Source organism: Nocardiopsis sp. NPDC006139 (assembly GCF_040614155.1).
Lineage (GTDB): Bacteria > Actinomycetota > Actinomycetes > Streptosporangiales > Streptosporangiaceae > Nocardiopsis > Nocardiopsis changdeensis.
The window spans coordinates 119176-137344 of the sequence record NZ_JBEXTT010000022.1; the positions used below are offsets into that span (position 1 = coordinate 119176).

12 protein-coding genes are annotated in these 18169 nt (G+C 73.4%); 2 read left to right on the forward strand and 10 right to left on the reverse strand.

Translation table 11 applies throughout. The features are described 5' to 3' along the window. Position 1 precedes the first annotated feature (1 nt). On the reverse strand, positions 2-2173 hold the full coding sequence (helR, locus tag ABZ249_RS25775; protein ID WP_355267801.1) for an RNA polymerase recycling motor ATPase HelR: 2172 nt from the start codon (positions 2171-2173) through the stop codon (positions 2-4). 258 nt (positions 2174-2431) lie between these two features. On the opposite strand from helR, the gene ABZ249_RS25780 reads away from it, so the two are divergent. Continuing rightward, positions 2432-3232, forward strand: a complete 801-nt coding sequence (locus tag ABZ249_RS25780; RefSeq protein WP_355267758.1) for a GNAT family N-acetyltransferase — start codon at positions 2432-2434, stop codon at positions 3230-3232. Here ABZ249_RS25780 and ABZ249_RS25785 read toward each other — a convergent pair. Beyond that, entirely contained in the window at positions 3214-3771 is a 558-nt protein-coding gene (locus ABZ249_RS25785; protein ID WP_355267761.1) for a 3'-5' exoribonuclease, read from the reverse strand. The genes ABZ249_RS25780 and ABZ249_RS25785 overlap by 19 nt on opposite strands. A gap of 158 nt (positions 3772-3929) precedes the next feature. On the opposite strand from ABZ249_RS25785, the gene ABZ249_RS25790 reads away from it, so the two are divergent. Then, positions 3930-4856, forward strand: coding sequence for a TIGR04222 domain-containing membrane protein (locus ABZ249_RS25790; RefSeq protein ID WP_355267764.1), 927 nt, complete (start codon positions 3930-3932; stop codon positions 4854-4856). Positions 4857-4970: 114 nt separating this feature from the next. On the opposite strand, the gene ABZ249_RS25795 is transcribed toward ABZ249_RS25790, so the two are convergent. From ABZ249_RS25795 to ABZ249_RS25830, 8 genes are all read right to left on the reverse strand, one after another. After that, the gene (locus tag ABZ249_RS25795; RefSeq protein WP_355267767.1) at positions 4971-6053 is read right to left on the reverse strand and encodes a lytic polysaccharide monooxygenase; all 1083 of its coding nucleotides are present in this window, start codon (positions 6051-6053) and stop codon (positions 4971-4973) included. A gap of 68 nt (positions 6054-6121) precedes the next feature. Further along, the gene (locus ABZ249_RS25800; RefSeq protein WP_355267770.1) at positions 6122-7501 is read right to left on the reverse strand and encodes a cellulase family glycosylhydrolase; all 1380 of its coding nucleotides are present in this window, start codon (positions 7499-7501) and stop codon (positions 6122-6124) included. A 135-nt stretch (positions 7502-7636) separates the two neighbouring features. Continuing rightward, complete coding sequence (locus ABZ249_RS25805; RefSeq protein WP_355267773.1) at positions 7637-9028, reverse strand: endo-1,4-beta-xylanase; 1392 nt, start codon at positions 9026-9028, stop codon at positions 7637-7639. A 155-nt stretch (positions 9029-9183) separates the two neighbouring features. Then, positions 9184-11844: a glycoside hydrolase family 48 protein gene (locus ABZ249_RS25810; RefSeq protein ID WP_355267776.1), complete on the reverse strand. Its 2661-nt coding sequence runs from the start codon at positions 11842-11844 to the stop codon at positions 9184-9186. A gap of 277 nt (positions 11845-12121) precedes the next feature. Beyond that, positions 12122-13879 carry a glycoside hydrolase family 6 protein gene (locus ABZ249_RS25815; protein ID WP_355267779.1) on the reverse strand — a complete coding sequence of 586 codons (1758 nt, stop codon included), beginning with the start codon at positions 13877-13879 and terminating at the stop codon, positions 12122-12124. A gap of 656 nt (positions 13880-14535) precedes the next feature. Then, entirely contained in the window at positions 14536-15195 is a 660-nt protein-coding gene (locus ABZ249_RS25820; protein ID WP_355267782.1) for a bifunctional DNA primase/polymerase, read from the reverse strand. Between the two features lie 93 nt (positions 15196-15288). Continuing rightward, positions 15289-16287, reverse strand: coding sequence for a porphobilinogen synthase (hemB, locus tag ABZ249_RS25825; RefSeq protein WP_355267785.1), 999 nt, complete (start codon positions 16285-16287; stop codon positions 15289-15291). A 45-nt stretch (positions 16288-16332) separates the two neighbouring features. Then, positions 16333-18012 carry a uroporphyrinogen-III synthase gene (locus ABZ249_RS25830; RefSeq protein WP_220564548.1) on the reverse strand — a complete coding sequence of 560 codons (1680 nt, stop codon included), beginning with the start codon at positions 18010-18012 and terminating at the stop codon, positions 16333-16335. Positions 18013-18169 lie beyond the last annotated feature (157 nt).

Below are 18169 nucleotides of genomic sequence, written 5' to 3' on the forward strand. Positions count from 1 at the left end.
GTCAGGGGCCGGTGAGGACGACCAGTTCCCGGGTGGCGCGGGTCATGGCCACGTACCGGTCGACCGCCCCCGCGACGCCCTCGCCGAACCCGTCCGGGTCCACGAGCACCACCAGGTCGAACTCCAGGCCCTTGGCCAGCTCCGGGGTCAGGGACCGCACCCGCGGGCGTTCCGGGAAGGCGGCCTGGAACGCCGCGTCACCGATCACGCAGGCGACGCCCTCCGGGTTCCGCGCCTCCCACTCCTCGAGCCGCGCGTCCAGTTCGGCGAGGGCCCCGTACGCCACCGGCACGCCCGAGCTGCGGATGGACGTCGGCACGTTCGCGTCCGGCAGGGCCTCGCGGATGACCGGCTCCGCGGCGGCCATGACCTCTTCCGGCGTCCGGTAGTTGATGCTCAGCGAGGCCATCTCCACCCGGTCCAGGCCGACGCGCTCCAGACGCTCCCGCCACGACTCCGTGAACCCGTGCCGGGCCTGGGCGCGGTCGCCCACGATCGTGAAGCTGCGCGAGGGGCAGCGCAGCAGCAGCATCCGCCACTGGGCGTCCGTCAGCTCCTGGGCCTCGTCCACCACGATGTGCGCGAACGGCCCGGCCAGGGCGTCCCGGTCGGCGGTCGGCAGGACGGAGTCGTCCACCAGGCTGTTCTGCATGTCCCCCAGGAGCAGCATCGTCACCACGCCCTCGCCGTCGTCGTCCGCGGCGACCAGGTCGTCGATGACGGTCGACATGCGCTCGCGCTGGGCGGCCTCCGCCGCCCGCTGGCCGCGCTGGATCCGGGACGCCCCGGGGTCTCCCAGGCGCAGCCGGGCGGCGTCCAGAAACGGCAGGTCGGACACCGTCCAGGCCTGGGCGTCCGCGCGCTGGAGCGCCCGCACCTCGTCCGCCTCCAGCCACGGGGCGCACATGCGCAGGTAGGCGGGCACGGACCACAGGTCGCCGACGATGTCGGTGTACTCCAGCAGCGGCCACGCCCGGTACAGCGCCGTCATCAGCTCCCGGTCGCGCTGGAGCACGCGGCGCAGCATCTCCGGGGAGACCCCCTCCTCGTCCCGGTCGTGCTTGTCCAGCAGGATCGCGACCAGGGCGTCGAAGATCGGCTCGCGCCCCTCGTTGTGCGGGGTGCCGGGCTCGACGGCGTCGAACGCCTCCGCCCAGTCCTGCGCGGTGAGGCGGACCTGCGCCCACGGCGTCCTGATGTCCAGGCCCTCCCCGGGCGGCCTCTCGTAGAACCGGACGGCGGGCTCGATCGCGTCCACGAGCCGCGCCGACTCCTTGAGCCGGGCCACCTCCGGGTCCTTCTCCCCGGCCACCGCGCCGCCCTCGGGGACGAGATCGGCGATGGTGCAGGTCTGCACGCCCTCCTCGCCCAGGCTGGGCAGGACGTCGCCGACGTAGGACAGGTAGGGCCGGTGCGGGCCCACCAGCAGCACGCCGCCGCGCCGGTGCCCCAGGCGCGGGTCGGAGTACAGCAGGTGGGCGGTGCGGTGCAGGGCGACGACGGTCTTGCCGGTGCCCGGGCCGCCGTCGACGACCAGGGCCCCGGCGGACCCGGCCCGGATGATGGCGTCCTGGTCGGCCTGGATGGTGCCCAGGACGTCGCGCATCCGGGACGAGCGGGTGGCGCCCAGGCTGGCGATGAACGCGGACTGGTCGTCGAGCGCGGCGTGGTGCCCCTCCAGCCCCTCCTCGGTGAACACCTCGTCCCAGTAGTCGGTGACCCGGCCGCGGGTCCAGCGGTAGCGGCGGCGGCTCTCCAGACCTCGCGGGTCGGCGTGGGTGGCGGCGAAGAAGGGCTCGGCGGCGGGCGAGCGCCAGTCCAGCAGCAGCCGGCGGCCGTCCGGGTCGGCGAGGCCGAGGCGGCCGATGTAGACGGGCTCGGTGCCGTCGGCGGGGACGACCTTGCCCAGGCACAGGTCCAGGCCGAAGCGGCGCAGGGTGCGCAGCCGGTTGGAGAGGCGGTGGACCTCCATGTCCCGGTCCATCACCATGCGGCCCTTGCCGCCGGGCGCGAGGCGCACGGCGTCCAGGCGGGCGGACAGGTCGGCGATGGTCTCGGCCAGGCTGCGCGTGATGTCGGCGAAGTGGCGCTCGTCGTCGGCGATGAGCACCGGATCGGCTTTGGCCGCCAGGTTCTCTGGCAGCTCGAAAAGGCTCGTGGCCTGCGGATTCACGTGGTCCCCCGGAACATGGCGTGTCGTCACGAAGGTCGATTGTGGGGCATGAGGGGGGTCTTGCCGCAAGGCCGGAGGTGCGCTATACATTGAGAGTGGAGGGAAGCGTCCTTGAGGCCCCCTCCTTTTTTCATGCCCCCGGTCGGCCGTCCCGGGTCCTCCGGCGCGCCGGGTCACGGATCGGCGGAACCGGCCGGTAACCCTCCCTCCCCGCGCGATCGTGTTCCACGGAATGCCCTCGAAGTGTCAGGAGCCGGGATGGCGGGTCGTGCGGAGTCGGTCGAGTCGATGGAGCAGCTCACCGCGGGGTGGCGCGCGCTGGTGCTCGACCGCGATCCGGGGGCCGACGTGCGCGACCTGCCGGGTGTGGCGGTCCGCTGGGCCGACAGCCGGTTCGCGTTCTGGAACTGTGTGACGCTGACCGAGGTCGACGCGGACCCGGGGCTGCTCGACGAGCGGCTGGCGCGGGCGGCCGGCGTCATGCGCGCGAAGCGGCGCCCGGGGTTCCTGTGGCTCTTCGAGGACCTGCTGTCCGAGCAGGCGCGCGCCGGGCTGCGGGACGCCGTCGAACGGGCGGGGCTGGAGTTCGCCTTCCCGGGGACCGGGATGGCCGGGGACCTGCCGTCGCTGCCCGCGCCGTCCCACCCCGAGCTGGAGTTCGTCCGGGTGGGCACCGAGGAGCACCTGCGGGCGTACGCGGACCTGAACTCGCGGGCCTACGGGTTCCCGCTGGAGGACGGCCGGGACGGGCTGCTCGGGTCGGCGCTGTGGAAGGACGGGGTGTACGCCTACCTGGGGCTGCGGGACGGTGTCCCGGTGACCTGCGCGGGGGCGGTGGAGACGGACGGGCGCCTCTTCGTGGTGCTGGTCGCCACCGCCCCGGAGTGGGAGCGCCGGGGGTACGGGGAGGCGGTGACGCGCAAGGCCCTGTACGAGGGCGCGCGGGCGACCGGGCTGGTCCGCGCCACCCTGCACGCGACGGCGGCGGGGGCGCCGATGTACCCGCGGATCGGGTTCGCGCCGAACTCCCCCCTGCACTTCTACGCCCTCAAGGGCTGATCCGGGTCCAGGAGGCCGAGGGCCCGGGCGCGGACCAGGTTGTGCCGGGCGTCGGCCAGAGCGTGGTGCTCGCCGCCGGACTGCTCGGGCAGCCGCGGGTCCCCGAGCCGGGCGGCCTCCTGCCGGAGGTCGTTCGTCCACCTCGCCGCACGCTCGGGGAACCGGACCATGGAGCCGAAGAGCTGGGCCAGCACCACGTGGTCGTAGGAGCCGTACCAGGCCCACAGCTCCACGTCGGGGGTCGCGTCGAGGAACCCGGCGACGAGGCGGGCGATCGCGGCGCGGGGGCGCACGTCGGGGTGGTCCGTGTCCAGGCGCTCGCGGGAGGCGTCCCGGGTTCCGCCGGCGGGACCGGTCAGGGGCAGGTGGGGCCAGACGTTCTCGTCGACCCAGGGGTGGGTGCGCACCAGCTCCTGTTCCATGTCGGCGTTGACCGCGTACAGCTCGCGGCCGTCCTCGGCGACCATCCCGATGGACACGAAGTGGATCGGGTGGTCCGGGCCGCGTTCGACGAACTCGGTGTCGTAGAAGACCTTCATCGGATGCCTCTCTGCTTCTCGGGCGCCTGTGCCGGGCCGCCCGCGGACGGTTCCGATTCTCCGCGGCCGGGGTCCGGTGCGGGAAGCGCGGACGGGGAACATACGGGGCAGGCCCTGTCCCGCCTCCACCGACGTTCCCCGCGTTGCGGAGGTCCCCCGTGTCCCCCGGTCTGCCCGTCATCGTCGCCACCCTCGTCCTCACCGTCCTCGGCCTGTACCGGGGCCTGGTCGCCGTCCCCCGGAACCGCTGCCTCTCCCCCGATTTGGACGCGCGCGAGCTCGCCCTCCTCCGGGGCCGTTCGCGGGCCGTCGCCACGGCGGTCACCGCGCTGCTCGCCTCGGGACGCGTCGCCGTCGGGCCGTCCGCGGCCGAGGGCCCCGGGGACGCGGGACTGCGCTTCTCTGAGGCGGCCGATGCCCCCGGCCACCCGCTCGACGCCGCGGTCCTGGAGGCGCTGCGCCGTGTGCCCTCCCGCCACCTCCTCGGGCTCCTCGTCGACGACGCGGCCGTCGCCGCCGTCCTGGAGCGCATGGAGCGGAGCCTGCGGCGGCGCGGCCACCTGTGGCAGAGGTGGCAGCGCCTCCTGAAGGTCTGGCCCTGCGTGTTCGCCTTCCTCTCCGTGCCCGTGGCCGTCGCGGCGGTCATGAACCTCCCGGAGGAGGCGACCGGGAGCCTGCTGGAGGCCTCGCTGGTCCTCGTCGCCGCCACCACGCTGGGCGCGGTCCTCACCGCCGGCGGCCGGTACGTCAGCCGGGCCGGGGCGGCCCGGCTGCGCCGCGCCCGCCGCGAGCACGCCGCGCTGGACCCCGGGCGCAGCTTCAGGTGGGACGTCCGCGACCCCGGCTCCGTGGTCACGGCCTGCGCCCTGTTCGGCGAGGGCGGACTGCCCCAGTGGCGGGACCTGCGCATGTACGAGACGGCCCCGGCCCCCCGGCGCAGAGGCGGCGGGGGCGGCAGCGGCGACGGGGGCGGTTTCAACTTCGCGGGCGCGCACCACGGCGACCGCGAGAGCGGCTGGGGCGGCGACGGCGGAGGGGACGGCGGGGGCGGAGGGGGTGACGGCGGGGGCGGCGGGGGCTTCTGAGCCGTCGGCGGGCGCGGCCCGCCACGGGTGCGGCGTCCGGCCTCCGCACCGGGCAGGGCCCGGACCGCTGCGGCGGTCCGGGCCCTGCGGGTCTCGGTGGTCAGGGGTCGGGGGTCAGGAGTCGGGACCGCAGTCCGGGAGGGGGACGATGTTCACGCCGCCCGGGTGGTTCGCCGTGAACCCGAACGTGGTGCTCTCGCCCGGCTCCAACAGGCTGTTGTGCGGCAGGTTGCGCACCTCGTGGTGCGACCCGTGGTTCACGACCGTGCCGTTCCACAGGCTGGAGACGGTCTGGCCGTTGGCGAACACCCAGTCCACCATCCAGCCGTCGACGCCCTCCTCGCCGGCGGTCAGCTCGACCTCCGCCTGGAAGCCGCCGGACCACTCGTTGAGGATCCGGTACTCGGCCGTGCAGTACTCGCCCTCGGGCGGGTCCGTCGGCTCCGGCGTCGGCTCGGGCGGGTCCGTGGGCTCGGGCGGGTCGGTCGGGTCCGGCGGGTCGGTGGGACCGGGGTCCCCGCCGCCGCTGAACACCACGTCGGAGCAGTTGTAGAACGCCTCCGGGCTGTCCGAGCGCTCCCACACCGAGTACACGACGTGGCGTCCCGACCGGTCGGGCAGGTCCACGTCCCAGTAGTACTCGGCCCCGGCCTCGCCGCCGCTGCGCAGCGGCGGGTTGACGGCCGTGTCGATGAGTTCCAGGTCGTCCCAGGTCAGCGGCTGGTTCGGGTCCCAGCCCGCCTTGGTGACGTAGGTGAAGAACGTGCCCGGGTGCGGGGCCCAGGCGTTGTGGAGGAACTCCACGGTCGTGTTGGCCTGCAACTGCGTGGCCGGCCAGTCGTCGCGGGCGGCGTTGAACGCGCTGAACTGCGGGGTCGGCCCGCACAGCTCGCCGTCGGCGACGAACTCGCGGTGCCGCCCGTCGGAGTTGCTGATCAGGTTGCCGAACCAGTTCCAGAACGGGTAGTCGCCGCCCTCGGCGAGCGCGTCCTCACAGGCCGGGTTGGTCGGGTCCAGGGCACCGCCGGAGCTTCCGCCGGTGGCGTCCTGGAAGCAGGCGTAGGTGCGGGAGGCGGGGTAGGTGAACGCGCCGTGCGCCTGGGCCGGCTCGGGCGCGACCACCACCGAGTAGCCGACGGCGAGCGCTCCGAGCGCCACCCCTGCGGTCAGCAGGTTGCGGATACGGGTCCTTTCCACTGCGGTGTTCTTCCTTTCAGGTGGGGGACCCGGCCGGGCGGGCACCCGGCCGGGGGCGGCGCGGCCGCTCAGGCCGCGGCGCACGTCGGATCGGGGACGACGGCGGGGCCGTTCCCGATGAGTCCGAAGGTGGTGGCGGCGCCCGCGGCGAGGCCGCCGTTGTAGGAGGCGTTGCGGGCGGTCACGGTGCCGCCGGAGGCGGTGAGGTCGGTGTTCCACGCCTGGGACACGCTCTGTCCGGACGGCGCGGTCCAGGTGACGGTCCAGCCGGTGAGGGCGGTGTGCGCCGTGACCTCCACCTCGGCCTGGAACCCTCCCTGCCACTCGTTGGTGATCCGGAACTCCGCCGTGCACTCGCCCTCGGGGTCCGTGGGCGGGTCGGTCGGCGGGTCCGTGGGCGGGTCGGTGGGCTCGCCGCCCCCGCCGTACACGGGCGCCTCCACCGACGTCTCGCCGATGCCGTCGGGCCCGTGGAAGATCCGCTCGCCCCAGGGGGTGATCCGCTCGGGGTCGAAGCCCTCGACCATGTCGAGGTACTCCACTCCCCCGCCGTTGCCGCTCCACGACCAGCCGATGTAGCCGAGCCCCAGCCGCCGGGTGTGCTCCATGATCGCGTCCTCGTCGGGGTCGCCGTCGCTGTGGTCGTGGCCGAACTCGCCGACGATCAGCGGCAGCCCCGCGTTCGCGAAGTGCTCCAGGTAGGAGACGACCGTGGACTCCTGCTGGTACACGCCGTACATGTGGATCGAGAAGACGGTGTTGTCGTCGGCGGCCGCCACCAGCGGCGCGTCGCGCCGCATGATGCCCTGCCAGTCCTGGCCCCAGTTGGGCGCGTCCACGACGAGGGTGTGCTCGAACCCGGCGTCGCGCAGCCGCCCGACGGCGGCGATGGTGTCGTCGGCCCAGCCCTGGTTGACGGCGTCGTTGTTGCCGTAGGGCTCGTTGCCGATGTTGACGAGGACGTGGTCCTCCTCGCCCTCCAGCACGTCCTGGACGCGCAGCCAGTAGTCGACGGCCTGGTCGAGGGTGGCGGCCCCGGACTGCTCGCCGTAGCCGGTGGTGTCGTGGACCTCGAGCATGCAGATCAGGCGGTTGGCCTTGCACAGCGAGACCACGTCGGCCACGTCGGCGGGCCCGTTCTCGGTCCAGCGCTGTCCGCTGCTCAGGACGACGCGGACGGTGTTGGCCCCCAGTTCCTTGATGTCGGCGAAGGAGCCCGTCTCCTGGAGGTACCAGGTGTGGGCGTGGCTCACGCCGCGGATCAGGAAGTCGTTCCCGGCTGCGTCGACGAGGCGCCCGTCCTCGACCCGGAAGCCGGTGTCGGCGCGGGCGGCGGACGGCGCGAGGGCGAGCAGGGCGAGGACCAGGGAGAGGGTCAGTGTCAGTGCCGTGCCCAGGGCGAGGGCGAGTGCGGCCCGGGGGCGCGCGGTCGGCGGGGACGGTCGCATGGGGTTCTCCGGGGGGTCTGGGGGCGGAGTCGGGGGGTGGGTCCCCGGGGGCCGGGTGGAGGAGGTCCGGCCCCCGGGGCGCCGGGCCCGGGGCGCCCGTGGTGGGGGGCGGGGCCCCGGGGGTCGGGGGGCCGGTCAGTCGCAGGCGGCGCCGTTGAGCTCGAACCCGCTCGGTGCGTCCACCTGTCCCTGGTGTGCGATCTGGAACCCGAACGTCACGCTGCCGCCGGGCGGCAGCGTCCGGTTCCACGACACGCCCTCGGCGGTGACCGCGCTCCCGTCCTGTGTGACGGTGGCGTTCCAGGCCGAGGTGATCTGCTGGCCGGCGGGCCGGGTCCAGGCCAGGCTCCAGCCGTCCACGGCCGCGGACCCGGTGTTGCGTACGGTCACGTCGATGACGGCGCCCTGGTTCCACCGGTTGACCACGGTGTAGGTCACCGAGCAGTCCCCGTCACCGGGGCCGGGCCCCGGCCCGGGGCCCCCGTCGCCGCCCAGGGCCTCGTGCATCGCCCAGTAGGCGGGCTTGGGCTGGTACTGGTGGTCGTAGGGCAGTGCGTCGCCCTGCCCGGGGAACACGTCCGGGATCCAGGAGTTGGCGTCGCCCACGCCCCACACGGTGACGCCGCCGCAGCCGTCCACGGCCATGCAGGCCTGGAACACGCGCGTGTAGTCGGCGGCCTGCGCCTGGAGTTGCTGCTCCGAGGCCGGGGTGTTCGTGCGGATGTCCAGTTCGGTGACGACCACTTCCAGGCCCAGGTCCGCGAACCGCTGGATGTTGGCCTGCATACTGGACGGCACCTGTCCGACGATGAGGTGCGACTGCAGGCCCACGCCGTGCAGGGGCACTCCCCGGTCGAGCAGGGAGGACGCCAGCTCGTAGAGGGCGTCGCTCTTGGCGTTGATCCCCTCGACGTTGTAGTCGTTGATGAACAGCCGCGCGTCGGGGTCGGCCGCGTGAGCCATCTCCAGGGACGTGGCGATGTAGTCCTCGCCCAGGGTCCGGTAGAACACCGTGTCCCTGAAGCTCCCGTCCTCGTTGAACGCCTCGTTGACCACGTCCCAGTGGCTGATGTCGTCGGCGTAGCGGTCGACGACCGTGGAGATGTGCTCCTCCATCACCCCCTCCAGCTCGGGGGCGCTGAACCCGCCGTCGGCCACCCAGGACGGCAGCTGGCTGTGCCAGACCAGGGTGTGGCCGTAGACGTCCTGGCCGTTGGCCCGGGCGAAGTCCACCAGGCGGTCGCCGCCGGTCCAGTTGAACTGTCCGCGGCTGGGCTGGACGGTCTCCCACTTCAGCTCGTTCTCGTGGGTGACGGAGTTGTACTGCTCTGCGGCGATCTCGGCGTAGCGGGCGTTGTCGAGCAGGTGGGCGGAGACCGCCACACCCATGCGCAGACCGTGCTGGTCGGCGAGGTCGCGCAGGGACGGGTCCTCGGCCTGGGCAGGGGACCCGGCCGACAGGGCCAGGGCCAGTGCGAACACCGGGGCGAGGAACCTCGCCGTGCGGCGCCGCGTGGTCGTCTTCATCGGTCGCTCCTCGGGGCGGCGGGAACTCTTCGGAGGGGGTCGGGGGCGGGGAGGGACCGGGGCCGGACCCGGCCCCTCCCCCGTGTGGTCCCGCGGCGGCCGCCGTCGAACGGCCGCCGCGGGGGTCGGTGGGACGGATCAGCGGGACGGGAGGGTCAGCCGAACAGCTCCCCGTGCACCGCCAGCGCGGTCGCCACGTCCACCTGCGCCCAGAAGCGGTGGTAGGTGAACTCGGGCGCCGGGCCGCCGTCCAGGTAGGCCTGGACCTCGGGCCAGTCGGGGTCGTCCTCGTAGAAGGACCGGATGGACGCGAACGTGGAGTCGGAGTCGATCACGTCGCCGTTGGGCATGGTGCCGGTCCAGCCGTCGGGGACGTACACCCCGCCGTCGGGCGAGTCGTACGGGTCGTCGAACCGCTGGTAGTCGGCCCGCACCTCGGGCACCGCCACGCCCAGGTCGTCCTGGTGGTGCAGCAGCGCCTCCAGCAGGCCCTCGGCGACCTCGCGCGCCTGCGCGTCGCCGGTGGCGGCGGCGTAGTGCATGAGGGTCTTGGCCAGCCCGGCGGCGATGCCGACGTCCTGGTTGTGGGAGACCACCTCGACCCGCAGGCCGGGGTTGCCGGTGGAGGTGCCGGTCCAGGTGTCGGGGGCGCCGCTCCACTCCATGTCGGCGGGGATGGCGAACTCGCCGTCGGCGCCGACCGTGGTGTTGGCGATGGCCCAGGGCACCCAGGCGTCGAGGATCTCCCCGGCGCGCTCGTCGCCGGTGATGCGGTGGTACTCGGCGACGCGCTCCATGTCCCAGACCTGGAACCCGAACCACCGGTTCGACGGCGGGTCGTGCCAGACGGGCTTCTCGTCGTAGAACATCCCGTAGAAGGTCGGGGTGCCCGCGGGCGGCTGCCCGTAGTCGCCCTCCCAGCTGTTGGTGGCGCCGCCGGCGATGCCGCCGTCGGCGGACTGGAGCCACTGGAGGAACTCCAGCTGCCGGTCGAGGCTGGTGCCCCAGTCGTCGGCGCCGGTGGGCGACTCGGGGGTGAGGGCGTCGACCTCGGAGAGGGCGTAGGCGGCCATGACGTTCTGGTAGCCCTGGTGGGCGGAGGAGCCGCCGATGCGCCAGGCCCAGGGGTACTGGGCGCTGCCCAGGGCGCCGCCCCAGGCGTAGTACCAGGACATCAGGTAGTGCGCGGACTCCCTGCCGCTGCCGGGGGCGCAGGCCTGGGGCCCGACGCAGTCACCGACCTCCTTGAAGTACTTGTCGAACATGGCATACCGCAGGTAGTCGCCCATGCGGGCGGCGTCGGCGACGCTGTCGGCGATGGCGCCCTCGTTGCCCTGCTCGCTCGCCCAGGTGTGCGCCTGGTAGGCGACCTGGACGGCGCGCGCGTCGGCGTCGGGGGCGTTGGTGTAGCGCCACTGCTCCGAGTAGTTGGAGTCGTCGGTGAACAGGTCCAGGTACCCGTTGGTGCCGCCGTGCTCGAACGTGTCGCAGGAGGGGTGCGGGACGGTCTCCCAGACGGACTCGTTGGAGCCGCGCTGGAACGTGTTGATGTAGGCGGGGGCGTCGTCGGTGCCGTCGCCGCAGAACCCGAACCCGTAGGTGTTGTCGACGTCCAGCAGCCAGTGCATGCCGTAGACCTCGTCGGTCCCGTAGGTGCTGCTCAGCTCGTCGGCCAGCGGGTCCTGTCCGACCTGGACGCCCTGGTCCAGGGGCATCGGGTAGTCCGCGGGGTCGGTGGACTCGGCGATGTAGGTGGCGGGCGAGGACGGGTCGTAGGAGGCGTTGGTGGGCTGGTCGGCGGTGCCCGGGATGATGAACGCCTCCATGGACGCCCACGCGGCGTTGAAGGGCTCCCAGTCGCCGGTGACGCGGCCGTAGGTGGCCTCCAGCCACAGGTAGTAGCTGTACGCCTCGGAGGTGGTGGCGTGCCCGTGGTCGGGCGCCTCCACGATCAGGGTCTCCACGGAGTGGTACGGGACCAGCAGTCCGTCGAACTCCCGGAAGTACCCGTTGGCCGGGTCCTTGATCTTCTCGTACTGCTCGAGGAACTCGGCCTCGTAGGCGTTGGTGGCGCCGGAGCGCTCCCGCACGGTGACGGTCACGGGGTCGTAGCCCTCGGCGGCCACGGTGAACACGGCCTGGGCGGGTTCGCCCTCACCGTCCCCGGAGGAGGCCACGGTGACCTCCTGGGCCTCGCCCCAGTCGTCCGCGGTGAAGGTGAGCGCGCTCCCGGCGGTGAGGGAGAGGGTGTCGGAGCCGGAGGTGCGCTCGACGGTCACCGCCACGTCGTCCTCGGGGGCGGCGGACAGGTGGACGTCGAAGGAGGCCGTGCCGCCCGGGTCCACGGCGACGCTCGCCGGGGAGACGACGATCTCGCCGTCCTCCGGTCCGGGCTCCTCGCCGCCGTCCTCGCAGGAGGTCCCGTTGAGGGTGAACTCGGTGGGGGCGGCCCCGGAGCCGGTGCCCTGGAAGCCGAAGGAGGCGCTCTGGCCGGTGGCCAGCCCGGGCGACCAGGCGGGGGCGGTGGCGGTGACCGAGGCGCCGGACTGGGTGGCCGTGGCGTTCCAGGCGTTGGTGACCTGCTGGCTTCCGGGGAAGTCCCAGCCCAGGCTCCAGGGGGAGACCTCGGGGCCGTGGTTGGTGAGGGTGACGTCGGCGGTGAAGCCGCTGCCCCAGTCGTTGGTGACGGTGTAGTCGACCGTGCAGAGCGGGGCGGCGTGCGCGGCCGAGGCCGGCAGCAGGGCGGCCGCCAGCGAGGTGGCCGCGAGGAGGGAGAGGGGTCTGCGCCATCGGCGGCGCGTGCGGGGGGTGTGCACGTGCGTCTCCTGGGTGGATCCCCCTCACCGGGCCCGGGGGCGGGCGGGCATGGCGGAGCCACGCCACCCGCACGCGGCGGGACCGAGAGGGGGGTTCGGGTGGTGTGGGGCCGGGCGGGGATCGTTCCGGGATCCCCGCCCGGCGTCCGGTCCCCGAGAGGCGGAGGGGACCGGGTGGGGGCCGGCGGCCCGGGCGGTGCGTCCGCTCGGAAGCGCCCGGGGGCCGCCGGAGTCGGGAGGGGCGGTCACCGGCCGCGGGGCCGGTGGCCGCCTCCGGTCAGTCGAGCGGCGGGTAGGCGTTGTCCAGCAGCTCCTGGAACTGGGCGGAGAACCAGTGCCCGGAGATGGGGGCGTCGGGCAGCGCCCCGCTCATGCTGTTGCCGTTGCGCACGTTGCCCTCGTAGGTGGGGTCGCACATCCGGTCGAAGCCCTTGCCCTCGGGGTTCTCGATGAACTCGCTGGAGCCGTCGGACTCGCCCGGCGGCTTCATCCACACGTAGGCGTCGATCCCGGCCTCGGGCGCGGCCTGCGGGCGCTCGCCCAGTCCGGCCCCGGCCTGGTTGCACCAGTTGCCCGGGTTGAGGCGCCGGTCGTAGCGGCCGCCGTCCACGTAGGCGTTCACGTCGGTCTCGGGGCCCGGGCCGGTGGGCCGGTCGGGACCGCCCCAGCCGTTGCGGGAGGTGTCGATGAGCATCCCGATGTCGGACGGGAAGCCCTGGGAGACCAGCTCCTGGCGCAGCGCCTGGGCGAAGCCCAGTTCATCGACGTAGCGGTTCCAGTCGACCCAGTCGGACTGGCGGACCGGGACGCCGCCGATGGTCTGGTCGACGGAGAAGTGGTCCTCCTTCAGGGCCGAGTAGTTGGCGGTGTTGGCGATGAAGCCGTGCACGTCGTCGGGGGTGGCCCCGGCGGCGTTGGCGGCCTGGTAGAAGATCTGGGCGGAGGCTCCGAAGTTGTCGTCCCAGCCGATCCAGCCGTGGTGGCCGGCGTCCACGTAGTTGTAGACGTTGTCGATGGCGCCCAGGGTCGCCAGGGCGTAGCCGACGCCCTCGACGTAGTTGCCGTTGGCCAGCATCTCGTCGCACTCGGGGGTGGCGGTGGGCCGCGGGGTGACGTTGGTGACCAGGTTGGGCAGCGAGTCGATCTCCACCGTGGTCACGATGCGCAGCTCGGTGTCCTCGTAGTCGGCGAGGATGTCGGCGATCGGGTCGATGTACTCGTTCTTGTAGCGGTCGATCTCGTGGGGTTCGAGCTCGCCGTTGGAGGCCAGGGCGGCGCAGTCGCGGCCGGGCAGGTTGTAGATGACGACCTGGAACACCAAGGGCTCGCCGGCCGCCTGCTCCAGGGCCTCGTCCAGGTGGTCGCGCAGGCCCATGGAGCCGGTGGTGGGGCTGTCGTTGCCCTCGATGGCGCCGATGCGGTCGAGCCACACGCCGGTGGGCTCGTTCGCCACCGCCTCACCGCCGGGCTCGGCCGCGGCGTTCGCCGACCAGACGGGGTTCACGTAGACGTCGGCCCCGACGTAGGGGTTGTCCACGCGGCCGGAGGGGTCGGGGTCCGGATCCGGATCGGGGTCGGGGTCCGGGTCGGGGTCGACCGCGCCGTCGCACAGGACGCCGTTGAGCTCGAACGCGAGCGGGGCCGCGTTCGAGCCGCTGTAGTTGGCGTTGAACCCGAAGGACACCGAGCCGTCGGTGGCGATGGCGGCGTTGTACCCGGCGTCGGAGACGGAGACGTTGGCCCCGCTCTGGGTGTGGGTGCCGCCCCACAGGTTGCTGATCTGCTGGTTGCCGGGGAAGGACCACTCCAGGGTCCAGTCGTCGACCGGGTCGCCCAGGTTGGTGATCTCGACGTTCGCGGTGAAGCCCGAGCCCCAGTCATCGACCGTGTAGTCGACGGCACAGCCGGCTTCGGCGCTGGCGGGAGAGGCGGGGACGACGGCCAGAGCGGTGCCCACCACAAGGGCGGACAGGGCGGCCGGCCCTCTGCGTGCGCGCGACGGTCCGGGTGTCACGGCACTGTGGATTCTTCTCATCTTCTGCTTCTTCCTTGCGGAGGGGGGTGATCCGTAGGGAAAGGAAAGATGGTGTCGCGCGGGACGCGACGACTGCGGGGAATCCGAGGCATGGCCGTGGGAATGGCGGGGAGCGGGGCATGGCTTTTCTCCGGCGGGGCCGACCCGGTTCCGGGAGCGCTCCCATACAATGGCGGGGATCCCGGTCGGGCGACGGAGCGGTCGGGGGCAGGCGGGCCGCTGGGGCCAGGGAGTGCGGTAGCGCTCTGTTCGGGAGCGCTCCCACGAGAGTAGCCACGCAATGGTGATATGTAAACAGCGAATGAAAAAGAGATTTCGTGCCGGATGGGACGGCAGCCCATCACGAAACTCCAGGTGAACGGGCATTAAGCTCGCAGGTCGACGCGATAATGGCGTGAACCGTGTGACTTAAGTGAACAACTGCCCGAACAATGGTGTTACCGATAGGGGTCGCGCGCCGATTGTCAAGACCCCGAAAACCCCGAAAGAAAGCGAAAGTCAGCGGCCGCGCGGGCTCCCGGGACCGTGTGCGACCGCCGCCGGGGCCCGTCCCCCGCCGCCACCGCGCACGGGGGCGCCGCATGCCGGGGCGCCGCACGGGGGTACCGGGGCACGGCGTACGGGAGCGGGAGCGCGCCGCTCCCGCCCGCCGGCCGTCAGCGGCCGGTGTCGCCGAACTCCTCGCTTGCGTCGGCCAGGATGCCCAGGACCGCGATCGGGTCCGGCAGCACCACCGAGCCGCCGGAGTCGCGCGGGGTGCGGATCCAGCTCACCCGGCCCCCGCCCGGCAGCCGGGACGGGGAGCCCAGGACGAAGCTGTCCCGGCAGTGCCAGCGCAGGCCCGGCATGTCCTCGATCGCCTCGGGGACGCAGTCCAGGTGGCAGGACCACCACTCGTCCTCGTCGACCGGCGACCGCGTCGCCACGAAGAACAGGTACCGCGACCCCAGCGCCGCCACCGGGCCCGCGGGCACGCCCGCCCGGCCCATCCGCGCCAGCGCCATCACGCCGGCCTCGCGCGGTACGTCGAAGACGTCGAAGACCCGCCCCGTCGGCAGGATCACGTTGGCCTCGGGGTCGGCCGCCCACCACCGGCGGATCGTGTCGGTGTCGGTGCTGGCCTCGACACCCCAGGCCATGGTCGCCGGATGGGCCGCCGGATCCGGACAGCCCAGCCGCTCGCAGTTGCAGGCGCGGTCCTCGCCCGGTGCGGCGCCCCGCACCACGGGCCAGCCCAGTGCGGCGTAGCCCAGCGCGGCGTCGACCATGCCGTCCATCGCCGGACGCCGCTTCCGTCGGTACAACACATCGGCCATGGAGCCCTCCCCGGTGTTCTCGGTGTTCCAGGTGCGGTCCTGAACCCGGACCCGCACCCGGCGACCGCGACCGGGGTGGGCGATCCGGTCGCGCTACCGGAGCAGGCGTGCCGCCTCGGTCGCCCAGTACGTGAGCACCTGCTCGGCCCCCGCCCGCCGGTAGGAGGTGAGGGTCTCCAGGATCGCCCGCTCGCGGTCGATCCACCCGCGCTCCGCCGCCGCCTCGATCATGGCGTACTCGCCGCTGACCTGGTAGGCCGACACGGGCACCGGGGAGGCCTCGGCCACCTTGGCGATGATGTCGAGGTAGGCCAGGCCCGGTTTGACCATCACCATGTCCGCGCCCTCGGCGACGTCCAGGGCCACCTCGCGCAGCGCCTCCCGGGCGTTGGCCGGGTCCTGCTGGTACCCGGACCGGTCCCCGAACCGCGGCGCGCCCTCGGCGGCCTCCCGGAACGGGCCGTAGAACGAGGAGGCGTACTTGGCCGCGTAGGCCAGGATCGGCACCTGGGCGAACCCGGCCCGGTCCAGCCCGGCGCGGATCGCCGCGACCTGGCCGTCCATCATGCCGCTGGGGGCCACCACGGCGGCGCCCGCCTCGGCCTGGGCGGCGGCGATGGACGCGTACCGCTCCAGGGTCAGGTCGTTGTCCACGTGCCCGTCGGCCTCCAGCGGGCCGCAGTGGCCGTGCGAGGTGTACTCGCACAGGCACAGGTCGGCCATGACCACCAGGGCGTCGCCCACGTCCTTGGACAGGTCGCGCAGCGCCTCCTGGACGATGCCGTGCGGGTCGTCGGCCGCGGAGCCGCGCTCGTCCTTGTGCGCGGGGATGCCGAACAGGATGACGCCGCCGACCCCGGCCTCGGCCGCCTCGTGGGCGGCCCGGCGCAGGCTGTCGCGGGTGTGCTGGAACTGGCCCGGCATGGACGAGATCGCGACCGGCTCGTCGATCCCCTCCTTGACGAACAGCGGCAGGACCAGGTTCTCCGGCAGCACCCGCGTCTCGGCGACCAGGCGGCGCAGCGCCGGGCCCCGGCGCAGGCGGCGCGGCCGGGCGGCGGGGTAGGCCGCTTCGCGACCGGTGGTGTCCATGGGTACTCCTGAGGAAGGCTGGTTCGTGCTGGTGACGGGGTCGGCTCAGAGCTTGCGGCGGCGTCCGCGGCGCTTCTGGCTCGGCTTGAGAACGGGCTTGCCCGCCTCGATCGCCTCACGGCGCTTGGCCGCACCGTACTCCGAAAGCGCGTCCACGAGGGCCGAAACGGAGGCTTTGGGTGCCACGACGTCGACCCGCAGTCCGAACTCTATGGCGGTCTTCTCGGTCTCGGGGCCGATCACGGCGATGACGGTGGTGTTGTGCGGCTTGCCCGCGATCCCCACCAGGTTGCGCACCGTGGAGGAGGACGTGAACAGCACCGCGTCGAAACCGCCGCCCTTGATCGCCTCTCGGACGGGGGCGGGCGGGGGCGCCGCCCGGACGGTCCGGTAGGCGGTGACGTCGTCGATCTCCCAGCCCAGGTCGGTGAGGCCCGCGGCCAGGGTCTCGGTGGCGATGTCGGCACGCGGCAGCAGCACCCGCTCGATGGGGTCGATCTCGGCGTCGTAGGGCGGCCACACCGACACCAGACCGGCGCTGGACTGGGCGTCGTCGGGCGGGGCGAGGTCGGGCTGGATCCCGAACTCGCGGACCGCGCGGGCGGTGGCCTCGCCGACGACGGCGACCTTGACCCCGGCGAACGCGCGCGCGTCCAGGCCGTAGGACTCCAGCCTCTCGCGGATCGCCTTGACCGCGTTGACGGAGGTGAAGGCCACCCACTGGTAGCGGCCGGTGACCAGGCCGCGGACGGCGCGCTCCATCTGCTGCGGGGTGCGCGGCGGCTCCACCGAGATGGTGGGCACCTCCTCGGGCACGGCGCCGTGGTCGCGCAGCTGCTCGGAGAGGGCGGCGGCCTGCTCCTTGGTGCGGGGCACCAGCACCCGCCAGCCGAACAGCGGGCGGCCCTCGTACCAGGACAGCTCGGCGTGGCGGCCGGCCGGGGCTCCGACGACCATCATCGCCGGGGCGGTGAGGTGGTGGCCCTTGGCGTCCTTGGCCTTGAGCTCGGCGACGAGGCGGCCCAGGGTGGAGGCCACGGTGGTCTGGCGGGTGGTGCCCCCGGCGCGGACGACGGCGACCGGCGTGGTGGCGGGCCGCCCCCCGGCGATGAGGGTCTTGCACAGCACGTCGAACCCGGGGCCCTGGAACTCGGCGGGCTCCTCCGCGGGGGCGTCGCCCCCCAGGATCAACAGGGGCGCGTCGCTCGCGGCGGCCTCGTGCCAGTCCACCTCGGCGCCGCGGGCGCGGGCGTTGAGGATGCGCACCTCGGGGGTGCCGTGGCCCATCAGGGGGATGCCCGCGAAGGCCGGGACGGCGGTGACGGAGGAGACACCGGGGGCGACCTCCACCTCGACGCCCGCCTCCCGGCAGGCCAGGACCAGCTCGGCGCCGCGGCAGCCGAAGAACGGGTCGCCGGAGTAGAGCCGCACCACCCGCAGGCCCTCGCGGGCGCGGGCCAGGGCGAAGGCGTCGACGTCGCCGATGTCCTCGGCCCGGGCGGTGGTGACGTCCTCGCGGCAGTGGGTGAGGAGTTCCTCGCGGAAGCCCGCCAGGTCCTCGGCGGCGGGCTCGCGCGGCGTGATGACCACGTCGGCGTCGCGCAGCAGCTCGGCGCCGCGCAGGGTCAGCAGCCCGGCCCCGCCCGGCCCGGCACCGACCAGGGCGACGTGCCCGGGCCGGACGGCTGCGCGCTCCTCCGGCGAAGGATTGGCGTTGGCGTTCACGTGACTCCTCTGTGCTGCCACTGGATGGGGTTGCCACTGGACCGTGCCGCCGCCGTTCCCGCCCGCGTCCCGGGACGCGGGCGGGAACGGCGGACGTGCCCGTCGCGCCCGAGATCTTAATAGACACCGAGATCGACATCGCCCGGGAGGTCTGCGA